Source organism: Bacillus cabrialesii, assembly GCF_004124315.2.
GTDB lineage: Bacteria > Bacillota > Bacilli > Bacillales > Bacillaceae > Bacillus > Bacillus cabrialesii.
On record NZ_CP096889.1, the window covers coordinates 1 to 21,380 of the forward strand.

The 21,380-nt window shown below is 44.6% G+C and carries 12 protein-coding genes, 2 tRNA genes, 3 rRNA genes and 1 pseudogene; 16 read left to right on the top strand and 2 right to left on the bottom strand.

The window, feature by feature from the left end; translation table 11 throughout:
* The 7 genes from dnaA to gyrA all read left to right on the top strand — a co-directional run bounded on the left by dnaA (position 1) and on the right by gyrA (position 9,061).
* The gene (gene dnaA, locus EFK13_RS00005; protein WP_129506998.1) at positions 1 to 1,341 is read left to right on the top strand and encodes a chromosomal replication initiator protein DnaA; all 1,341 of its coding nucleotides are present in this window, start codon (positions 1 to 3) and stop codon (positions 1,339 to 1,341) included.
* 186 nt (positions 1,342 to 1,527) lie between these two features.
* Positions 1,528 to 2,664 carry a DNA polymerase III subunit beta gene (gene dnaN, locus EFK13_RS00010; protein WP_129506997.1) on the top strand — a complete coding sequence of 379 codons (1,137 nt, stop codon included), beginning with the start codon at positions 1,528 to 1,530 and terminating at the stop codon, positions 2,662 to 2,664.
* Between the two features lie 131 nt (positions 2,665 to 2,795).
* Positions 2,796 to 3,011 (top strand): ribosome maturation protein RlbA, encoded by a 216-nt coding sequence (gene rlbA, locus EFK13_RS00015; protein ID WP_003236655.1) that lies wholly within the window; start codon positions 2,796 to 2,798, stop codon positions 3,009 to 3,011.
* Positions 3,012 to 3,026: 15 nt separating this feature from the next.
* Positions 3,027 to 4,139 (top strand): DNA replication/repair protein RecF, encoded by a 1,113-nt coding sequence (recF, locus tag EFK13_RS00020; protein WP_129506996.1) that lies wholly within the window; start codon positions 3,027 to 3,029, stop codon positions 4,137 to 4,139.
* 17 nt (positions 4,140 to 4,156) lie between these two features.
* Complete coding sequence (gene remB, locus EFK13_RS00025) at positions 4,157 to 4,402, top strand: extracellular matrix regulator RemB (RefSeq protein ID WP_003219266.1); 246 nt, start codon at positions 4,157 to 4,159, stop codon at positions 4,400 to 4,402.
* Between the two features lie 54 nt (positions 4,403 to 4,456).
* Entirely contained in the window at positions 4,457 to 6,373 is a 1,917-nt protein-coding gene (gyrB, locus tag EFK13_RS00030) for a DNA topoisomerase (ATP-hydrolyzing) subunit B (RefSeq protein ID WP_129507261.1), read from the top strand.
* A 210-nt stretch (positions 6,374 to 6,583) separates the two neighbouring features.
* The gene (gene gyrA / locus EFK13_RS00035) at positions 6,584 to 9,061 is read left to right on the top strand and encodes a DNA topoisomerase (ATP-hydrolyzing) subunit A (protein ID WP_129506995.1); all 2,478 of its coding nucleotides are present in this window, start codon (positions 6,584 to 6,586) and stop codon (positions 9,059 to 9,061) included.
* 60 nt (positions 9,062 to 9,121) lie between these two features.
* Here the strand turns inward: gyrA and EFK13_RS00040 are convergent.
* Positions 9,122 to 10,273, bottom strand: a pseudogene (locus EFK13_RS00040) (IS3 family transposase).
* 360 nt (positions 10,274 to 10,633) lie between these two features.
* On the opposite strand from EFK13_RS00040, the gene EFK13_RS00045 reads away from it, so the two are divergent.
* From EFK13_RS00045 to rrf, 5 genes are all read left to right on the top strand, one after another.
* Positions 10,634 to 12,183, top strand: a 16S ribosomal RNA gene (locus tag EFK13_RS00045).
* 101 nt (positions 12,184 to 12,284) lie between these two features.
* Positions 12,285 to 12,361 (top strand) — tRNA-Ile (locus EFK13_RS00050).
* Between the two features lie 11 nt (positions 12,362 to 12,372).
* Positions 12,373 to 12,448: transfer RNA gene (locus EFK13_RS00055), tRNA-Ala, on the top strand.
* A gap of 81 nt (positions 12,449 to 12,529) precedes the next feature.
* A 23S ribosomal RNA gene (locus tag EFK13_RS00060) occupies positions 12,530 to 15,457 on the top strand.
* 54 nt (positions 15,458 to 15,511) lie between these two features.
* A 5S ribosomal RNA gene (rrf, locus tag EFK13_RS00065) occupies positions 15,512 to 15,627 on the top strand.
* The 16S, 23S and 5S rRNA genes sit together here with 2 tRNA genes alongside, the layout of an rRNA operon.
* A gap of 39 nt (positions 15,628 to 15,666) precedes the next feature.
* On the opposite strand, the gene EFK13_RS00070 is transcribed toward rrf, so the two are convergent.
* Positions 15,667 to 16,614: a YaaC family protein gene (locus tag EFK13_RS00070; RefSeq protein WP_129506994.1), complete on the bottom strand. Its 948-nt coding sequence runs from the start codon at positions 16,612 to 16,614 to the stop codon at positions 15,667 to 15,669.
* Positions 16,615 to 16,734: 120 nt separating this feature from the next.
* On the opposite strand from EFK13_RS00070, the gene guaB reads away from it, so the two are divergent.
* The 4 genes from guaB (at position 16,735) to pdxT (ending at position 21,378) form a co-directional block, all read left to right on the top strand.
* Complete coding sequence (gene guaB, locus EFK13_RS00075; RefSeq protein ID WP_064814153.1) at positions 16,735 to 18,201, top strand: IMP dehydrogenase; 1,467 nt, start codon at positions 16,735 to 16,737, stop codon at positions 18,199 to 18,201.
* Positions 18,202 to 18,353: 152 nt separating this feature from the next.
* Positions 18,354 to 19,685 (top strand): D-alanyl-D-alanine carboxypeptidase, encoded by a 1,332-nt coding sequence (gene dacA / locus EFK13_RS00080; RefSeq protein ID WP_129506993.1) that lies wholly within the window; start codon positions 18,354 to 18,356, stop codon positions 19,683 to 19,685.
* Between the two features lie 196 nt (positions 19,686 to 19,881).
* Positions 19,882 to 20,766: a pyridoxal 5'-phosphate synthase lyase subunit PdxS gene (gene pdxS / locus EFK13_RS00085; protein WP_129506992.1), complete on the top strand. Its 885-nt coding sequence runs from the start codon at positions 19,882 to 19,884 to the stop codon at positions 20,764 to 20,766.
* A gap of 21 nt (positions 20,767 to 20,787) precedes the next feature.
* Positions 20,788 to 21,378, top strand: a complete 591-nt coding sequence (pdxT, locus tag EFK13_RS00090) for a pyridoxal 5'-phosphate synthase glutaminase subunit PdxT (protein ID WP_129506991.1) — start codon at positions 20,788 to 20,790, stop codon at positions 21,376 to 21,378.
* Positions 21,379 to 21,380 lie beyond the last annotated feature (2 nt).

A 21,380-nucleotide genomic window follows, 5' to 3' on the forward strand; every position in this document is an offset into this window, starting at 1 on the left:
ATGGAAAATATATTAGACCTGTGGAATCAAGCACTTGCTCAAATCGAAAAAAAGTTGAGCAAACCGAGTTTTGAGACTTGGATGAAATCAACCAAAGCCCACTCACTGCAGGGAGATACACTGACGATCACGGCTCCTAATGAATTTGCCAGAGACTGGCTGGAGTCCAGATACTTGCATCTGATTGCAGATACTATATACGAATTAACCGGGGAAGAATTGAGCATTAAGTTTGTCATTCCTCAAAATCAGGATGCTGAAGACTTTATGCCAAAACCGCAAGTCAAAAAAGCGGTCAAAGAAGAGACGTCTGATTTTCCTCAAAATATGCTCAATCCAAAATATACTTTTGATACTTTTGTCATCGGATCTGGAAACCGATTCGCACACGCTGCATCTCTCGCAGTTGCGGAAGCACCCGCGAAAGCGTACAACCCTTTGTTTATCTATGGGGGCGTCGGCTTAGGGAAAACGCACTTAATGCATGCGATCGGCCATTATGTTATAGATCATAATCCTTCTGCCAAAGTGGTTTATCTGTCTTCTGAGAAATTTACAAACGAATTCATCAACTCTATTCGAGATAATAAAGCCGTCGATTTCCGCAATCGCTATCGAAATGTTGATGTGCTTTTGATAGATGATATTCAGTTTTTAGCGGGGAAAGAACAGACCCAGGAAGAATTTTTCCATACATTTAACACATTGCACGAAGAAAGCAAACAAATCGTCATCTCAAGTGACAGACCGCCAAAAGAAATTCCGACACTTGAAGACAGACTGCGTTCACGTTTTGAATGGGGCCTGATAACAGATATCACGCCGCCTGATTTGGAGACGAGAATTGCGATTTTAAGAAAAAAAGCCAAAGCGGAGGGTCTCGATATTCCGAACGAGGTTATGCTTTATATCGCAAATCAAATCGACAGCAATATTCGGGAACTTGAAGGAGCATTAATTAGAGTTGTCGCTTACTCATCTTTAATTAATAAAGATATTAATGCCGATCTGGCCGCTGAGGCGCTGAAAGATATTATTCCTTCTTCAAAACCGAAAGTCATTACGATAAAAGAAATTCAGAGGGTAGTAGGCCAGCAATTTAATATTAAACTCGAGGATTTCAAAGCAAAAAAACGGACTAAATCAGTAGCTTTCCCGCGTCAAATCGCCATGTACCTATCAAGGGAAATGACTGATTCCTCTCTTCCTAAAATCGGTGAAGAGTTTGGAGGCCGTGACCATACGACCGTTATTCATGCTCATGAAAAAATTTCAAAACTGCTGGCAGACGATGAACAGCTTCAGCAGCATGTAAAAGAAATTAAAGAACAGCTCAAATAGCAGGACCGGGGATTAATCGGGGAAAGTGTGAATAACTTTTCGGAAGTCATACACAGTCTGTCCACATGTGGATAGGCTGTGTTTCCTGTCTTTTTCACAACTTATCCACAAATCCACAAGCCCTACTATTACTTCTACTATTTTTTAAAAATATATATTAATACATTATCCGTTAGGAGGATAAAAATGAAATTCACGATTCAAAAAGATCGTCTTGTTGAAAGTGTCCAAGATGTATTAAAAGCAGTTTCATCCAGAACTACAATTCCGATTCTGACTGGTATTAAAATCGTTGCATCAGATGAGGGGGTATCCTTTACAGGAAGCGATTCCGATATTTCTATTGAATCCTTCATTCCAAAAGAAGAAGGAGATAAGGAAATCGTCACAATCGAACAGCCGGGAAGCATTGTTTTACAAGCCCGATTCTTTAGTGAGATTGTAAAAAAACTCCCGATGGCTACTGTGGAAATCGAAGTGCAAAATCAGTATTTAACGATTATCCGTTCTGGTAAAGCAGAATTTAATCTAAACGGGCTTGATGCTGATGAGTATCCTCACTTGCCGCAGATCGAAGAGCATCATGCGATTCAAATACCAACTGATTTGTTAAAAAATCTAATCAGACAGACAGTATTCGCGGTGTCCACCTCAGAAACACGCCCTATCTTGACAGGTGTAAACTGGAAAGTGGAGCAAAGTGAATTATTATGCACTGCGACGGATAGCCACCGTCTTGCTTTAAGAAAAGCGAAACTTGATATTCCGGAAGACAGATCTTATAACGTGGTGATTCCGGGAAAAAGCTTAACTGAACTCAGCAAGATTTTGGATGACAATCAGGAACTCGTAGATATCGTGATCACAGAAACCCAAGTTCTGTTTAAAGCGAAAAACGTTTTATTCTTCTCACGGCTTCTGGACGGAAATTATCCGGATACAACCAGCCTGATTCCGCAAGACAGCAAAACAGAAATCATTGTGAACACAAAAGAATTCCTTCAGGCGATTGATCGTGCATCCCTTTTAGCCAGAGAGGGACGCAATAACGTGGTCAAGCTATCTGCAAAACCGGCTGAATCCATTGAGATTTCTTCTAACTCACCTGAAATCGGAAAAGTTGTCGAAGCGATTCTTGCAGATCAAATTGAAGGTGAGGAATTAAATATCTCATTTAGTCCAAAATATATGTTGGATGCACTAAAGGTGCTTGAAGGAGCAGAAATACGCGTAAGCTTTACAGGTGCAATGAGACCTTTCTTAATTCGCACGCCGAATGATGAAACGATTGTACAGCTTATCCTTCCTGTCAGAACTTATTAATTCGATACACTGCTGCCGACCTGCTCGGCAGCTTTTCTATTCGGTATCTGCTCCGACAAGTTTTCCCTTTCCCTAATTCGTTTTTTTTTAGTACAATTAGATATTAGTGATATTTGAAAGAGGTCGATATAATGGCAAATCCGATTTCAATTGATACAGAGATGATTACACTCGGACAATTCTTGAAATTAGCCGATGTGATTCAGTCAGGCGGTATGGCAAAGTGGTTTTTAAGCGAGCATGAAGTGCTTGTGAACAGCGAGCCGGACAACCGCCGCGGCAGAAAGCTGTATGTTGGAGATGTGGTAGAGATTGAAGGATTTGGTTCATTTCAAGTCGTTAATTAAAGCGGGTGATACTGATTGTATATCCAGAACTTAGAACTGACATCTTACCGCAACTACGACCATGCCGAACTTCAATTTGAAAATAAAGTAAATGTGATCATCGGAGAAAACGCCCAGGGGAAAACAAACCTCATGGAGGCGATCTATGTCTTGTCCATGGCGAAATCGCACCGGACATCAAATGACAAAGAACTTATACGGTGGGACAAAGACTATGCTAAAATAGAGGGAAGAGTGATGAAGCAAAACGGGGCGATCCCGATGCAGCTCGTCATCTCCAAAAAGGGTAAAAAGGGCAAGGTCAATCATATTGAACAGCAAAAGCTCAGCCAGTATGTCGGGGCCCTCAACACCATCATGTTCGCGCCGGAAGATTTAAATCTTGTAAAGGGAAGCCCTCAAGTGAGAAGGCGGTTTCTTGACATGGAAATCGGACAGGTTTCCCCTGTTTACCTGTATGACCTTTCTCTTTACCAGAAAATCCTTTCTCAACGAAATCATTTTTTGAAGCAGCTGCAAACAAGAAAACAAACTGACAGAACGATGCTCGATGTTTTGACCGATCAGCTTGTAGAGGTTGCGGCAAAAGTCGTCGTAAAGCGCCTGCAGTTTACAGCACAGCTCGAGAAATGGGCGCAGCCTATCCATGCGGGCATCTCAAGAGGGCTAGAAGAGCTGACCCTGAAGTACCATACAGCTCTTGAGGTATCAGATCCTAAAGACTTGTCGAAAATAGGAGATAGCTATCAAGAAGCGTTTTCTAAATTAAGAGAAAAAGAAATTGATCGCGGTGTTACGCTGTCAGGGCCTCATCGTGACGATGTTCTTTTCTATGTGAACGGACGCGATGTGCAGACGTATGGTTCTCAAGGACAGCAGCGAACGACAGCATTGTCCCTTAAGCTGGCGGAGATTGACCTAATCCATGAAGAAATCGGAGAATATCCCATTTTACTATTGGATGATGTACTGAGTGAGCTGGATGATTATCGCCAGTCACACTTGCTTCATACGATCCAAGGCCGTGTACAAACGTTTGTCACAACGACAAGCGTTGATGGCATTGATCACGAAACCTTACGTCAAGCAGGAATGTTCCGTGTGCAAAACGGTGCGTTAGTGAAGTGAAGAAATGAGGTGGGCAATTGTATATTCATTTAGGTGATGACTTTGTGGTTTCAACACGAGATATTGTCGGCATTTTTGACTTTAAAGCCAACATGTCGCCTATTGTTGAAGAATTTCTGAAAAAACAGAAACACAAGGTGGTGCCTTCCGTAAACGGCACGCCCAAATCTATCGTAGTCACGGTTCAGAATATATATTACTCTCCCTTGTCTTCCAGCACATTAAAAAAACGTGCGCAATTTATGTTTGAAATAGATTCTTAGAAATTTTTTATCACGAATATATCGTTTAGAAAAGTGTAGGTGAATGACGTGGCTATGGAACAGCAGCAAAACAGTTATGATGAAAATCAGATACAGGTACTAGAAGGATTGGAAGCTGTTCGTAAAAGACCGGGGATGTATATCGGTTCAACAAACAGCAAAGGCCTTCACCACCTGGTATGGGAAATTGTCGACAATAGTATTGACGAAGCTCTCGCCGGTTATTGTACGGATATCAACATTCAAATTGAAAAAGACAACAGCATCACGGTGACAGATAATGGCCGCGGTATTCCAGTCGGTATTCAAGAAAAAATGGGCCGTCCTGCGGTAGAAGTCATTATGACAGTGCTTCACGCCGGAGGAAAATTTGACGGAAGCGGTTATAAAGTGTCCGGAGGATTACACGGTGTAGGTGCGTCAGTTGTAAACGCGCTTTCAACGGAGCTTGATGTGACGGTCCACCGTGACGGTAAAATCCACCGCCAAACTTATAAACGCGGAGTTCCGGTTGCAGACCTTGAAATCATCGGCGAAACGGATCATACAGGAACGACTACACATTTTATCCCGGATCCTGAGATTTTCACAGAAACAACTGTGTATGATTATGATCTGCTTGCTAACCGCGTGCGCGAATTAGCCTTTTTGACAAAAGGCGTCAACATCACGATCGAAGATAAACGTGAAGGGCAAGAGCGCAAAAATGAGTACCATTACGAAGGCGGAATTAAAAGTTATGTAGAGTATTTAAACCGTTCTAAAGAAGTAGTCCATGAAGAGCCGATTTACATTGAAGGCGAAAAGGACGGCATTACGGTTGAAGTGGCTTTGCAATACAATGACAGCTACACAAGCAACATTTACTCGTTTACAAATAACATTAACACGTACGAAGGCGGTACCCATGAAGCGGGCTTCAAAACGGGCCTGACTCGTGTGATCAATGATTACGCCAGAAAAAAAGGGCTTATCAAAGAAAATGATCCAAACTTAAGCGGAGATGACGTAAGAGAAGGGCTGACCGCGATTATTTCAATCAAACACCCTGATCCGCAGTTTGAGGGCCAAACGAAAACAAAGCTAGGCAACTCAGAAGCGCGGACGATCACCGATACGTTATTTTCTGCGGCAATGGAAACATTTATGCTGGAAAATCCAGATGCGGCCAAAAAAATCGTAGATAAAGGTTTAATGGCGGCAAGAGCAAGAATGGCTGCGAAAAAAGCGCGTGAATTAACACGCCGCAAAAGCGCACTGGAGATTTCAAACCTTCCTGGTAAGTTGGCGGACTGCTCTTCAAAAGACCCGAGCATCTCCGAGTTATATATCGTAGAGGGTGACTCTGCCGGAGGATCTGCTAAACAAGGACGCGACAGACATTTCCAAGCCATTTTGCCGCTTAGAGGTAAAATCCTGAACGTTGAAAAAGCCAGACTGGATAAAATTTTGTCTAACAACGAGGTTCGCTCTATGATCACAGCGCTTGGCACAGGCATCGGGGAAGATTTTAATCTGGAAAAAGCCCGTTATCACAAAGTTGTCATTATGACAGATGCCGACGTTGACGGCGCGCACATCAGAACACTGCTGTTAACGTTCTTTTATAGATATATGCGCCAAATTATCGAAAATGGCTACGTGTACATTGCACAGCCGCCGCTCTACAAAGTTCAGCAGGGGAAACGTGTTGAATATGCATACAATGACAAGGAGCTTGAAGAGCTTCTAAGCACTCTTCCTCAAACACCTAAACCTGGATTGCAGCGTTATAAAGGTCTAGGTGAAATGAATGCCACTCAGCTATGGGAAACAACCATGGATCCAAGCTCCAGAACGCTTCTTCAGGTAACTCTTGAGGATGCGATGGATGCCGATGAGACATTTGAAATGCTGATGGGCGACAAAGTAGAACCGCGCCGTAACTTTATAGAAGCAAATGCGAGATACGTTAAAAATCTTGACATCTAATCATAAAAAGCCTTATTTCCAATAAGAAATAAGGCTTTTTTCTGAACTGGATCGAACGCCGCAATGCCTGTAAAACCTATATATTCTAGCAATTTAATGTGTATAATCATAAGTTTATTGATATAATGGAGAATAGTGAAATCGTATTGAAGATCATAATGGACAATCTACTCCCACATATTTCATGTGATACTTCAGGGAGGTTTTTTAATGAGTGAACAAAACACACCACAAGTTCGTGAAATAAATATCAGTCAGGAAATGCGTACATCTTTCTTGGATTATGCTATGAGCGTTATTGTGTCTCGTGCTCTTCCGGATGTTCGTGACGGTTTAAAACCGGTTCACAGACGGATTTTATACGCAATGAATGATTTAGGCATGACAAGTGATAAGCCTTATAAAAAATCCGCGCGTATCGTCGGTGAAGTTATCGGGAAATACCACCCGCATGGTGATTCAGCGGTATATGAATCCATGGTCAGAATGGCGCAGGATTTTAACTATCGTTATATGCTCGTTGATGGTCACGGAAACTTCGGTTCTGTTGACGGAGACTCAGCGGCTGCCATGCGTTATACAGAAGCGAGAATGTCTAAAATCTCGATGGAAATTCTTCGAGATATCACAAAAGACACAATCGATTATCAAGACAACTACGACGGGTCAGAAAGAGAACCTGTTGTTATGCCTTCAAGGTTCCCGAATCTGCTTGTAAACGGTGCTGCCGGTATTGCGGTAGGTATGGCAACAAACATCCCTCCGCACCAGCTCGGAGAAATCATTGATGGCGTACTTGCGGTCAGTGAGAACCCGGACATTACAATCCAGGAGCTGATGGAAGTCATTCCAGGGCCTGACTTCCCGACTGCTGGTCAAATCTTGGGACGCAGCGGTATCCGGAAAGCATACGAATCTGGCCGAGGATCTATCACGATCCGGGCAAAAGCTGAGATCGAACAAACATCTTCAGGTAAAGAAAGAATTATCGTTACAGAGTTGCCTTACCAAGTAAATAAGGCGAAATTAATCGAGAAAATTGCTGATCTTGTAAGGGACAAGAAGATAGAGGGCATTACAGATTTACGCGATGAATCAGACCGTACAGGTATGAGGATTGTCATTGAAATCAGACGCGATGCCAATGCAAATGTAATTTTAAACAATCTATACAAACAAACTGCTCTACAAACATCTTTTGGTATCAACCTGCTTGCACTTGTTGAAGGTCAGCCGAAAGTTTTAAATCTAAAGCAATGCCTGGAGCATTACCTTGACCATCAAAAAGTCGTAATTAGACGCCGGACTGCTTATGAATTGCGTAAAGCGGAAGCGAGAGCTCATATCTTGGAAGGCTTGAGAATTGCTCTGGATCATCTCGATGCAGTTATTTCCCTTATCCGTAATTCTCAAACGGCTGAAATCGCGAGAACAGGTTTAATTGAACAATTCTCACTGACAGAGAAGCAAGCACAAGCGATCCTTGATATGAGGCTGCAGCGTTTAACAGGATTGGAACGTGAAAAGATCGAAGAAGAATACCAATCTCTTGTTAAATTAATTGCAGAGCTAAAAGACATTTTGGCTAATGAGTATAAAGTGCTTGAGATCATCCGTGAAGAACTCACTGAAATCAAAGAGCGGTTTAACGATGTAAGACGTACGGAGATCGTCACTTCCGGACTAGAGACAATTGAAGACGAAGATCTCATTGAGAGAGAAAATATCGTAGTGACTCTGACACACAACGGATACATCAAACGCCTTCCTGCATCAACTTACCGCAGTCAAAAACGGGGCGGAAAAGGTGTACAGGGAATGGGAACAAACGAAGATGATTTCGTTGAGCATTTGATCTCTACATCTACTCATGACACGATTCTCTTCTTCTCAAACAAGGGGAAAGTATATCGTGCAAAAGGGTACGAAATCCCTGAATACGGAAGAACAGCAAAAGGAATCCCGATTATTAACCTGCTGGAGGTAGAAAAGGGTGAATGGATTAACGCAATTATTCCAGTCACTGAATTCAATGAGGATCTTTACCTTTTCTTCACAACAAAGCATGGGATTTCAAAACGAACTTCGCTGTCCCAGTTTGCTAATATCCGCAATAATGGCTTAATCGCTCTCGGTCTGCGTGAAGATGATGAGCTGATGGGTGTACGTCTCACTGACGGTACAAAACAAATCATCATCGGAACGAAAAACGGCTTGCTGATCCGTTTCCCTGAAACAGATGTCCGGGAAATGGGAAGAACTGCGGCAGGCGTAAAAGGCATCACCCTGACCGATGACGACGTTGTTGTCGGAATGGAAATATTAGAAGAAGAATCGCATGTCCTTATCGTAACTGAAAAAGGTTATGGAAAACGAACGCCGGCTGAAGAGTACAGAACCCAAAGCCGGGGCGGAAAAGGACTCAAAACAGCGAAAATTACTGAGAATAACGGCCAATTAGTTACAGTGAAAGCTACTAAAGGTGAAGAGGATCTAATGATCATTACAGCCAGCGGCGTACTCATTAGAATGGACATCAATGACATCTCAATCACCGGACGTGTCACTCAAGGTGTACGCCTCATCAGAATGGCGGATGAAGAGCATGTTGCTACAGTAGCGTTAGTAGAGAAAAACGAAGAAGATGAGCAAGAAGAAACACAAGAAGAAACACAAGAAGAAGTGTGAGAAAAAGCGCAGCTGAAACGGGACTGACCCCCGTTTTTGAGACAGGGATCAAAACACCTTTTAAACAGCCAATTGCCGATAGTTTATCGGTGATTGGTTGTTTAGTTTCGTTTGAATACGAATATTGTTATAATAATGAATGTATTCTGTGACAGTGCGTTCTACGATGGCGGTCGTAGTTCGATCAATGCTGTTAAGATAGAACGTTTCAGACTTTAGTAAGGAATGAAACGATTCGATGGAGGCATTATCAGCGGGCGTCCCTTTGCGGGACATGCTCATGATAATGCCTTTTGTGTTAACAGCTTTTTGATACTCGTAGGATGTATACACAGAACCTTGGTCGCTATGTAACACGCAGTTCTCAGGCAGTGTTGGCAGCTGCTCAAGTGTGTCTAAGACAAAGTCTGTGTCCTGCTTATCGCCAATCGTATAAGCAATCACTTCTCCATTGTATAAATCTAATATACTGGAAAGGTACAATTGTTTCTGTCCATAAGGCAAATATGTGATGTCCGTTACTAGTTTTTCAAGAGGGCGATCAGACTGAAAGTTCCGATCCAATATATTATCGACTACGGCATATGGCTGCCCATTCTTCTTACGCTTTTTCACCTTAACCCGGCACTGCCACTGATTTTTCTGCATAATACGTTGAACCGTTTTATGGTTGATACGCATTCCCTTTTTTAAAATGGCTGTGATTTTCCGATATCCATATCGATACTTGTGCTCTCGGCACAACGTGCCGATTTGTTTTTCCAAATGTCGCTTGGGATGATCCTTCATCAGATTCTTCTTCCAACGATAATAAGACGCTCGAGAGATACCTAAATGAATACAGATATCCTGCACGGTCATTGTGCTGCGCAATACTTCTACAAGTTCGACTGACATTTCGCTATCAACTTCCTTTCCAATTCGTTGTACTTTTTTAACACTTCATTCTGTTGTCTTAGATAAACAATTCTCTGCCTGCAGTTTCTCTAATTCGGAAGAATACTCCGGACCTTTTCCGTAAGTGTATTGCTTTCCAACAGGCTGTTCGAATCGATGTGTATCCCCAGCCTTATGCCATCTAACCCATGTCTGAACCTGTGTCTTATTCTTAATATTCAATTTCTGCATGATCTCTTTCATAGGTACGCCTGCCAATCTCATTTCTACAGCCTTCTGTTTCACTTCAACCGGATAACTCACTCTTGTCCCCATAGAAAAAACACCCCCAAGTCTAATTTCGGATAACAATCACCCGTTTTCAAACTTGAAGGTGTTTTTTATTTGTCTCATCTTATGGGGTCAGTCCCAACAGCTGCGCTTTTTTGTATCATAACCCTTTACATGCAAAAGAAATATGGTATAATCATTTCTGTTGTCTTTTAAAAGACACAAACATGGCTAGCAAAAACTTTTTTAAAAAAGTGTTGACCTAGTTAACTAAAAATGTTACTATTAAGTAGTCGCTTCGAGAGAAGCACACAAAGTTCTTTGAAAACTAAACAAGACAAAACGTACCTGTTAATTCATTTTTTATAAAATCGCACAGCGATGTGCGTAGTCAGTCAAACTACTTTATCGGAGAGTTTGATCCTGGCTCAGGACGAACGCTGGCGGCGTGCCTAATACATGCAAGTCGAGCGGACAGATGGGAGCTTGCTCCCTGATGTTAGCGGCGGACGGGTGAGTAACACGTGGGTAACCTGCCTGTAAGACTGGGATAACTCCGGGAAACCGGGGCTAATACCGGATGCTTGTTTGAACCGCATGGTTCAAACATAAAAGGTGGCTTCGGCTACCACTTACAGATGGACCCGCGGCGCATTAGCTAGTTGGTGAGGTAACGGCTCACCAAGGCAACGATGCGTAGCCGACCTGAGAGGGTGATCGGCCACACTGGGACTGAGACACGGCCCAGACTCCTACGGGAGGCAGCAGTAGGGAATCTTCCGCAATGGACGAAAGTCTGACGGAGCAACGCCGCGTGAGTGATGAAGGTTTTCGGATCGTAAAGCTCTGTTGTTAGGGAAGAACAAGTACCGTTCGAATAGGGCGGTACCTTGACGGTACCTAACCAGAAAGCCACGGCTAACTACGTGCCAGCAGCCGCGGTAATACGTAGGTGGCAAGCGTTGTCCGGAATTATTGGGCGTAAAGGGCTCGCAGGCGGTTTCTTAAGTCTGATGTGAAAGCCCCCGGCTCAACCGGGGAGGGTCATTGGAAACTGGGGAACTTGAGTGCAGAAGAGGAGAGTGGAATTCCACGTGTAGCGGTGAAATGCGTAGAGATGTGGAGGAACACCAGTGGCGAAGGCGACTCTCTGGTCTGTAACTGACGCTGAGGAGCGAAAGCGTGGGGAGCGAACAGGATTAGATACCCTGGTAGTCCACGCCGTAAACGATGAGTGCTAAGTGTTAGGGGGTTTCCGCCCCTTAGTGCTGCAGCTAACGCATTAAGCACTCCGCCTGGGGAGTACGGTCGCAAGACTGAAACTCAAAGGAATTGACGGGGGCCCGCACAAGCGGTGGAGCATGTGGTTTAATTCGAAGCAACGCGAAGAACCTTACCAGGTCTTGACATCCTCTGACAATCCTAGAGATAGGACGTCCCCTTCGGGGGCAGAGTGACAGGTGGTGCATGGTTGTCGTCAGCTCGTGTCGTGAGATGTTGGGTTAAGTCCCGCAACGAGCGCAACCCTTGATCTTAGTTGCCAGCATTCAGTTGGGCACTCTAAGGTGACTGCCGGTGACAAACCGGAGGAAGGTGGGGATGACGTCAAATCATCATGCCCCTTATGACCTGGGCTACACACGTGCTACAATGGACAGAACAAAGGGCAGCGAAACCGCGAGGTTAAGCCAATCCCACAAATCTGTTCTCAGTTCGGATCGCAGTCTGCAACTCGACTGCGTGAAGCTGGAATCGCTAGTAATCGCGGATCAGCATGCCGCGGTGAATACGTTCCCGGGCCTTGTACACACCGCCCGTCACACCACGAGAGTTTGTAACACCCGAAGTCGGTGAGGTAACCTTTTAGGAGCCAGCCGCCGAAGGTGGGACAGATGATTGGGGTGAAGTCGTAACAAGGTAGCCGTATCGGAAGGTGCGGCTGGATCACCTCCTTTCTAAGGATATTTACGGAATATAAGACCTTGGGTCTTATAAACAGAACGTTCCCTGTCTTGTTTAGTTTTGAAGGAACTTTGTTCCTTGAATAAGTTAAGATGGGCCTGTAGCTCAGCTGGTTAGAGCGCACGCCTGATAAGCGTGAGGTCGGTGGTTCGAGTCCACTCAGGCCCACCATCTTAAATTACGGGGCCTTAGCTCAGCTGGGAGAGCGCCTGCTTTGCACGCAGGAGGTCAGCGGTTCGATCCCGCTAGGCTCCACCAACGTGTTCTTTGAAAACTAGATAACAGTAGACATCACATTCAATTAGTAACACAAGATATCACGTAGTGATTCTTTTTAACGGTTAAGTTAGAAAGGGCGCACGGTGGATGCCTTGGCACTAGGAGCCGATGAAGGACGGGACGAACACCGATATGCTTCGGGGAGCTGTAAGCAAGCTTTGATCCGGAGATTTCCGAATGGGGAAACCCACCACTCGTAATGGAGTGGTATCCATATCTGAATTCATAGGATATGAGAAGGCAGACCCGGGGAACTGAAACATCTAAGTACCCGGAGGAAGAGAAAGCAAATGCGATTCCCTGAGTAGCGGCGAGCGAAACGGGATTAGCCCAAACCAAGAGGCTTGCCTCTTGGGGTTGTAGGACACTCTGCACGGAGTTACAAAAGAACGAGGTAGATGAAGAGGTCTGGAAAGGCCCGCCATAGGAGGTAACAGCCCTGTAGTCAAAACTTCGTTCTCTCCTGAGTGGATCCTGAGTACGGCGGAACACGTGAAATTCCGTCGGAATCCGGGAGGACCATCTCCCAAGGCTAAATACTCCCTAGTGACCGATAGTGAACCAGTACCGTGAGGGAAAGGTGAAAAGCACCCCGGAAGGGGAGTGAAAGAGATCCTGAAACCGTGTGCCTACAAGTAGTCAGAGCCCGTTAACGGGTGATGGCGTGCCTTTTGTAGAATGAACCGGCGAGTTACGATCCCGTGCAAGGTTAAGCAGAAGATGCGGAGCCGCAGCGAAAGCGAGTCTGAATAGGGCGCATGAGTACGTGGTCGTAGACCCGAAACCAGGTGATCTACCCATGTCCAGGGTGAAGTTCAGGTAACACTGAATGGAGGCCCGAACCCACGCACGTTGAAAAGTGCGGGGATGAGGTGTGGGTAGGGGTGAAATGCCAATCGAACCTGGAGATAGCTGGTTCTCTCCGAAATAGCTTTAGGGCTAGCCTCAAGGTAAGAGTCTTGGAGGTAGAGCACTGATTGGACTAGGGGCCCCTACCGGGTTACCGAATTCAGTCAAACTCCGAATGCCAATGACTTATCCTTGGGAGTCAGACTGCGAGTGATAAGATCCGTAGTCGAAAGGGAAACAGCCCAGACCGCCAGCTAAGGTCCCAAAGTATACGTTAAGTGGAAAAGGATGTGGAGTTGCTTAGACAACCAGGATGTTGGCTTAGAAGCAGCCACCATTTAAAGAGTGCGTAATAGCTCACTGGTCGAGTGACTCTGCGCCGAAAATGTACCGGGGCTAAACGTATCACCGAAGCTGCGGACTGTTCTTCGAACAGTGGTAGGAGAGCGTTCTAAGGGCTGTGAAGCCAGACCGGAAGGACTGGTGGAGCGCTTAGAAGTGAGAATGCCGGTATGAGTAGCGAAAGAGGGGTGAGAATCCCCTCCACCGAATGCCTAAGGTTTCCTGAGGAAGGCTCGTCCGCTCAGGGTTAGTCGGGACCTAAGCCGAGGCCGAAAGGCGTAGGCGATGGACAACAGGTTGATATTCCTGTACCACCTCCTCACCATTTGAGCAATGGGGGGACGCAGGAGGATAGGGTAAGCGCGGTATTGGATATCCGCGTCCAAGCAGTTAGGCTGGGAAATAGGCAAATCCGTTTCCCATAAGGCTGAGCTGTGATGGCGAGCGAAATATAGTAGCGAAGTTCCTGATTCCACACTGCCAAGAAAAGCCTCTAGCGAGGTGAGAGGTGCCCGTACCGCAAACCGACACAGGTAGGCGAGGAGAGAATCCTAAGGTGATCGAGAGAACTCTCGTTAAGGAACTCGGCAAAATGACCCCGTAACTTCGGGAGAAGGGGTGCTCTGTTAGGGTGCAAGCCCGAGAGAGCCGCAGTGAATAGGCCCAGGCGACTGTTTAGCAAAAACACAGGTCTCTGCGAAGCCGTAAGGCGAAGTATAGGGGCTGACGCCTGCCCGGTGCTGGAAGGTTAAGAGGAGCGCTTAGCGTAAGCGAAGGTGCGAATTGAAGCCCCAGTAAACGGCGGCCGTAACTATAACGGTCCTAAGGTAGCGAAATTCCTTGTCGGGTAAGTTCCGACCCGCACGAAAGGCGCAACGATCTGGGCACTGTCTCAACGAGAGACTCGGTGAAATTATAGTACCTGTGAAGATGCAGGTTACCCGCGACAGGACGGAAAGACCCCGTGGAGCTTTACTGCAGCCTGATATTGAATGTTGGTACAGCTTGTACAGGATAGGTAGGAGCCTTGGAAACCGGAGCGCCAGCTTCGGTGGAGGCATCGGTGGGATACTACCCTGGCTGTATTGACCTTCTAACCCGCCGCCCTTATCGGGCGGGGAGACAGTGTCAGGTGGGCAGTTTGACTGGGGCGGTCGCCTCCTAAAAGGTAACGGAGGCGCCCAAAGGTTCCCTCAGAATGGTTGGAAATCATTCGCAGAGTGTAAAGGCACAAGGGAGCTTGACTGCGAGACCTACAAGTCGAGCAGGGACGAAAGTCGGGCTTAGTGATCCGGTGGTTCCGCATGGAAGGGCCATCGCTCAACGGATAAAAGCTACCCCGGGGATAACAGGCTTATCTCCCCCAAGAGTCCACATCGACGGGGAGGTTTGGCACCTCGATGTCGGCTCATCGCATCCTGGGGCTGTAGTCGGTCCCAAGGGTTGGGCTGTTCGCCCATTAAAGCGGTACGCGAGCTGGGTTCAGAACGTCGTGAGACAGTTCGGTCCCTATCCGTCGCGGGCGCAGGAAATTTGAGAGGAGCTGTCCTTAGTACGAGAGGACCGGGATGGACGCACCGCTGGTGTACCAGTTGTTCTGCCAAGGGCATCGCTGGGTAGCTATGTGCGGACGGGATAAGTGCTGAAAGCATCTAAGCATGAAGCCCCCCTCAAGATGAGATTTCCCATTCCGCAAGGAAGTAAGATCCCTGAAAGATGATCAGGTTGATAGGTCTGAGGTGGAAGTGTGGCGACACATGGAGCTGACAGATACTAATCGATCGAGGACTTAACCACATTTTGATTGATGTCACACCTGTTATCTAGTTTTGAGAGAACACTCTCAATTTGTTTGGTGGCGATAGCGAAGAGGTCACACCCGTTCCCATACCGAACACGGAAGTTAAGCTCTTCAGCGCCGATGGTAGTCGGGGGTTTCCCCCTGTGAGAGTAGGACGCCGCCAAGCAAGGTTAAACCCAGCTCATTGAGCTGGGTTTTTTGTTTGTCAAAATTGAAGAAGAAATTGCAAAGCGTATTTTGGAAATTTGTTTTCAGTCACTAATAAAAACTGCTGAATTAGTACGTAATCATCGCTGATATGCTGCGTTAACAACTCATACCACCATTCCGTCTCGTATCTCGCAATCATCCCTATGTTGTACAAAATCAAATAATGAACTGCCATTTCAGGAAGTCTCAGAAATCGTTCCCTTTGAGAGGGGATAAAATATTGGTTCTTTCCCATGTCATACAACAAGCTGATTGATGTCCAAGGATTCATGTCTTGCTGTGAAAGTTCAAACAGCAGCCCGTTTTCATTTTTCTTTGCGAAAGACCATTGAAAATGATGGGACATATAATCGGCAAATCTTGAATCAGACATTTTATAATTGATTACCACATTCTCCGGCACAAAAATCTTGTCCTTTTCCTTCTCGACTATTGTTAAAAAACGTTCTTTCTCCTGAAAATAGAAAGTATCACTTAGTTCTGGAATCGACATTAATAATTTTTTCATGGTGTACCGTTCATCTACTATATCCGATTGTGCGAATAAATGTTGCATGAAATGCATGCATAAGCCGTTCCGTTGTATTTTCACTTCATCATCGCTAAAACAATAATTCTGTTTCTTTCGCTTTCGTGTTGTTACGCCATGTGCCAGTACTGATGTATGGCTTGGGTAATGAGGATCTCGTGTTATTAGACATGCTTTGATAAGCTGTGCCATTCCGTAAAATAAAAGAATCGGTTTAATTTCTAGAGGGGAATTTGAGGCTTGTTTGTAAAACGATTCGGCATGCTTTAAGAAATAAATAAACCGTTCACTATTTTTAAAAGAATTCTTTTTCGCATCATTAATACCGTTTTTAGCATAAACTCTCTCTAGAAATTTCTGGGTTGATTCAACGGAGTAAAATAGCGCTAAGTCTTTCCACTCATGATATGTCATATGTATTTCTTAATCCTTTCCGTTATCTAAATATTTCAACTCTTTCCCGCTTCCTTGACATGCTCTTGGCTAGTTGATAATCTACATATAATATTTTGCCGAAAAGAGGGGGATTTACTAATGTGGGAAAGTAAATTTTCAAAAGAAGGCTTAACGTTCGACGATGTGCTGCTTGTACCAGCCAAGTCTGAGGTACTTCCGCGTGATGTGGATTTATCTGTAGAACTTACAAAGACGTTAAAGCTGAATATTCCTGTCATCAGCGCAGGTATGGACACTGTAACAGAATCAGCAATGGCAATTGCAATGGCTAGACAGGGCGGCTTGGGCATCATTCATAAAAATATGTCCATTGAACAGCAAGCTGAACAAGTTGATAAAGTAAAGCGTTCTGAGCGCGGCGTTATCACAAATCCCTTCTTTTTAACTCCTGATCACCAAGTATTTGATGCGGAGCATTTGATGGGGAAATACAGAATTTCCGGTGTTCCGATTGTAAATAACGAAGAAGATCAAAAGCTTGTCGGAATCATTACAAACCGTGATCTTCGTTTTATTTCTGACTACTCAATGAAAATCAGTGACGTCATGACGAAAGAAGAACTTGTTACTGCACCTGTAGGAACGACTCTTGATGAAGCTGAAAAGATTTTGCAGAAACATAAAATTGAAAAACTTCCACTCGTTGATGACCAAAATAAATTAAAAGGTCTTATCACAATCAAAGACATTGAAAAAGTCATTGAGTTCCCGAACTCATCTAAAGACATCCACGGCCGTCTGATCGTTGGTGCGGCAGTTGGCGTTACTGGCGACACAATGACTCGCGTCAAGAAGCTTGTTGAAGCCAATGTCGATGTTATTGTTATCGATACAGCTCACGGACATTCTCAAGGTGTATTAAACACAGTAACAAAAATCCGTGAAACATATCCTGAATTAAACATTATCGCTGGAAACGTGGCAACAGCTGAAGCGACAAGAGCGCTTATCGAAGCCGGTGCAGACGTTGTCAAAGTTGGAATCGGACCTGGTTCAATTTGTACTACACGCGTGGTAGCAGGTGTCGGTGTCCCGCAAATCACAGCGATCTATGATTGTGCGACTGAAGCAAGAAAGCACGGCAAAACAATCATCGCCGACGGCGGAATTAAATTCTCTGGCGATATCACGAAAGCATTGGCATCCGGCGGACATGCTGTTATGCTCGGAAGCTTGCTTGCGGGGACGTCAGAAAGCCCTGGTGAAACTGAAATCTACCAAGGCAGAAGATTTAAAGTATACCGCGGCATGGGATCAGTTGCTGCAATGGAAAAAGGAAGCAAAGACCGTTACTTCCAAGAAGAAAACAAAAAATTCGTTCCTGAAGGAATTGAAGGACGCACACCTTACAAAGGACCAGTTGAAGAAACAGTTTATCAGCTAGTTGGCGGTCTTCGTTCTGGTATGGGATATTGCGGATCTAAAGATCTTCACGCTTTAAGAGAAGAAGCTCAATTCATTCGCATGACTGGCGCGGGACTTCGTGAAAGCCATCCGCATGACGTACAGATTACAAAAGAATCTCCGAACTATACAATTTCATAATAAATTGTTACAAATTAAAAACATTTGACAGGGTCTCTGACTCTGTCTATTTTTTTTATACTGATTATGATAAAATTTATACTGTTGTGCATTGAAAATGTCCTTAACGGCTTAATTATAGATGAAGAAAATGAAATACGGAGGTCGTACGATTGAACATCAAGAAATGTAAACAGCTGTTGATGTCTTTGGTTGTGTTAACACTAGCTGTCACTTGTCTGGCTCCAATGTCAAAAGCAAAAGCAGCCAGCGATCCAATTGATATCAATGCATCAGCTGCTATTATGATCGAAGCTTCTTCAGGTAAAATTCTGTACAGTAAAAATGCGGATAAGAGACTGCCAATTGCGAGTATGACGAAAATGATGACAGAGTATCTGTTATTAGAAGCAATTGATCAAGGTAAAGTGAAATGGGATCAAACCTATACGCCTGATGATTATGTGTATGAAATTTCCCAAGATAACAGCTTATCAAACGTTCCTCTTCGGAAAGACGGGAAATACACAGTAAAAGAACTATATCAAGCTACAGCAATTTATTCTGCAAATGCTGCTGCTATTGCGATTTCAGAAGTCGTTGCGGGTTCTGAAACTAAGTTTGTTGAAAAAATGAATGCAAAAGCAAAAGAACTAGGCTTAACAGATTACAAATTTGTTAACGCAACTGGTCTTGAAAACAAAGATCTTCACGGGCATCAGCCTGAGGGGACAAGCGTAAATGAAGAAAGTGAAGTTTCTGCTAAGGATATGGCGATTCTTGCGGATCACTTGATTACTGACTACCCTGAGATTCTGGAAACTTCCAGTGTCGCAAAAACGAAGTTCAGAGAAGGCACTGATGACGAAATGGACATGCCGAACTGGAACTTCATGCTGAAAGGACTCGTCAGCGAGTATAAAAAAGCGACTGTAGACGGACTGAAAACAGGTTCTACTGACTCTGCGGGTTCATGTTTCACAGGAACAGCTGAACTCAACGGAATGCGTGTTATTACTGTTGTATTAAACGCAAAGGGCAACCTTCATACAGGCCGTTTCGATGAAACGAAAAAAATGTTCGATTATGCTTTCGACAACTTCTCCATGAAAGAAATTTATGGTGAAGGCGATCAAGTAAAAGGCCATAAAACAATTTCAGTTGATAAGGGCAAAGAGAAAGAAGTAGGCGTTGTGACAAACAAAGCGTTCTCTCTTCCTGTCAAAAATGGTGAAGAAAAGAATTACAAAGCAAAGGTTACATTAAACAAAGACACCTTGACCGCTCCTGTGAAAAAAGGAACGAAGGTTGGGAAACTGACTGCGGAATATACAGGTGATGAAAAGGACTACGGATTCCTTAACAGCAATCTGGCTGGCGTGGACCTTGTTACAAAAGAAGATGTAGAAAAAGCAAACTGGTTTGTTCTGACAATGCGCAGTATCGGCGGATTTTTTGCCGGCATTTGGGGAAGTATTGTTGATACAGTAACCGGCTGGTTTTAATCAATCGAAAGAGCTCTGATGAATGTTAGGGCTCTTTCGCTTAATATACTGAAAAAACCCAATTTTTAATAAAAAATGATTTTCAAAGCGCTAAAAACCGAATAAAATAATATATATCCATATGAATTATTGGATTTCTAGGATACAATAAGGATTAGAAATCATATAACTATACCTTGATTAGGGGGACCAAGAAATGGCTCAAACAGGTACTGAACGTGTAAAACGCGGAATGGCAGAAATGCAAAAAGGCGGCGTCATCATGGACGTCATCAATGCGGAACAAGCGAAAATTGCTGAAGAGGCTGGGGCTGTCGCTGTAATGGCGCTGGAGCGTGTACCGGCTGATATTCGCGCGGCTGGAGGAGTTGCCCGTATGGCTGACCCTACAATCGTGGAGGAAGTAATGAATGCAGTATCTATCCCAGTAATGGCAAAAGCGCGTATCGGACATATTGTTGAAGCGCGTGTGCTTGAAGCCATGGGTGTTGACTATATTGATGAAAGTGAAGTTCTGACTCCGGCTGACGAAGAATTTCATTTAAATAAAAATGAATACACAGTTCCTTTTGTCTGCGGCTGCCGTGATCTTGGTGAAGCAACACGCCGTATTGCCGAAGGCGCTTCTATGCTTCGTACAAAAGGTGAGCCTGGAACAGGGAATATCGTTGAGGCTGTTCGCCATATGCGTAAAGTAAACGCTCAAGTGCGCAAAGTCGTTGCGATGAGTGATGATGAACTCATGACAGAAGCGAAAAACCTAGGTGCACCTTATGAGCTTCTGGTTCAAATTAAAAAAGACGGCAAGCTTCCTGTCGTTAACTTTGCCGCTGGCGGCGTAGCAACTCCAGCTGATGCTGCCCTCATGATGCAGCTTGGTGCCGACGGAGTATTTGTTGGTTCTGGTATTTTCAAATCAGACAACCCTGCTAAGTTTGCGAAAGCAATCGTGGAAGCAACAACTCACTTCACTGATTACAAATTGATCGCTGAACTTTCAAAAGAGCTTGGTACAGCAATGAAAGGGATTGAAATCTCAAACTTACTTCCAGAACAGCGTATGCAAGAACGCGGCTGGTAAGAATATAGGAGCGCTGCTGACATGTTAACAATAGGTGTACTTGGACTTCAAGGAGCAGTAAGAGAGCATATCCGTGCAATTGAAGCATGCGGTGCGGCTGGTCTTGTCGTAAAACGTCCGGAGCAGCTGAACGAAATTGACGGGCTGATTTTACCCGGCGGTGAGAGCACGACGATGCGCCGTTTGATTGATACGTATCAATTCATGGAGCCGCTTCGTGAATTTGCTGCTCAGGGCAAACCAATGTTTGGGACGTGCGCCGGATTAATTATATTAGCAAAAGAAATTGCTGGTTCAGATAATCCTCATTTAGGTCTTCTGAACGTGGTTGTTGAACGCAATTCATTTGGCCGGCAGGTTGACAGCTTTGAAGCTGATTTAACAATCAAAGGCCTTGACGAACCTTTCACAGGGGTATTTATCCGTGCGCCGCATATTTTAAAAGCCGGTGAAAATGTTGAAGTTCTTTCGGAGCATAATGGTCGTATTGTAGCCGCTAAACAGGATCATTTCTTGGGCTGCTCGTTCCATCCTGAGCTGACAGAAGATCACCGAGTAACACAGCTGTTTGTTCAAATGGTTGAGGAATACAAGCAGAAAGCACTTGTATAAAA

Bases quoted from the DNA above. Each gene is read 5' to 3' on its own strand.
- dnaA (WP_129506998.1), top strand. From the start codon at position 1: ATGGAAAATATATTAGACCTGTGGAATCAAGCACTTGCTCAAATCGAA.
- dnaN (WP_129506997.1), top strand. From the start codon at position 1,528: ATGAAATTCACGATTCAAAAAGATCGTCTTGTTGAAAGTGTCCAAGAT.
- rlbA (WP_003236655.1), top strand. From the start codon at position 2,796: ATGGCAAATCCGATTTCAATTGATACAGAGATGATTACACTCGGACAA.
- gyrB (WP_129507261.1), top strand. From the start codon at position 4,457: ATGGAACAGCAGCAAAACAGTTATGATGAAAATCAGATACAGGTACTA.
- gyrA (WP_129506995.1), top strand. From the start codon at position 6,584: ATGAGTGAACAAAACACACCACAAGTTCGTGAAATAAATATCAGTCAG.
- EFK13_RS00070 (WP_129506994.1), bottom strand. From the start codon at position 16,614: ATGACATATCATGAGTGGAAAGACTTAGCGCTATTTTACTCCGTTGAA.
- guaB (WP_064814153.1), top strand. From the start codon at position 16,735: ATGTGGGAAAGTAAATTTTCAAAAGAAGGCTTAACGTTCGACGATGTG.
- pdxS (WP_129506992.1), top strand. From the start codon at position 19,882: ATGGCTCAAACAGGTACTGAACGTGTAAAACGCGGAATGGCAGAAATG.
- pdxT (WP_129506991.1), top strand. From the start codon at position 20,788: ATGTTAACAATAGGTGTACTTGGACTTCAAGGAGCAGTAAGAGAGCAT.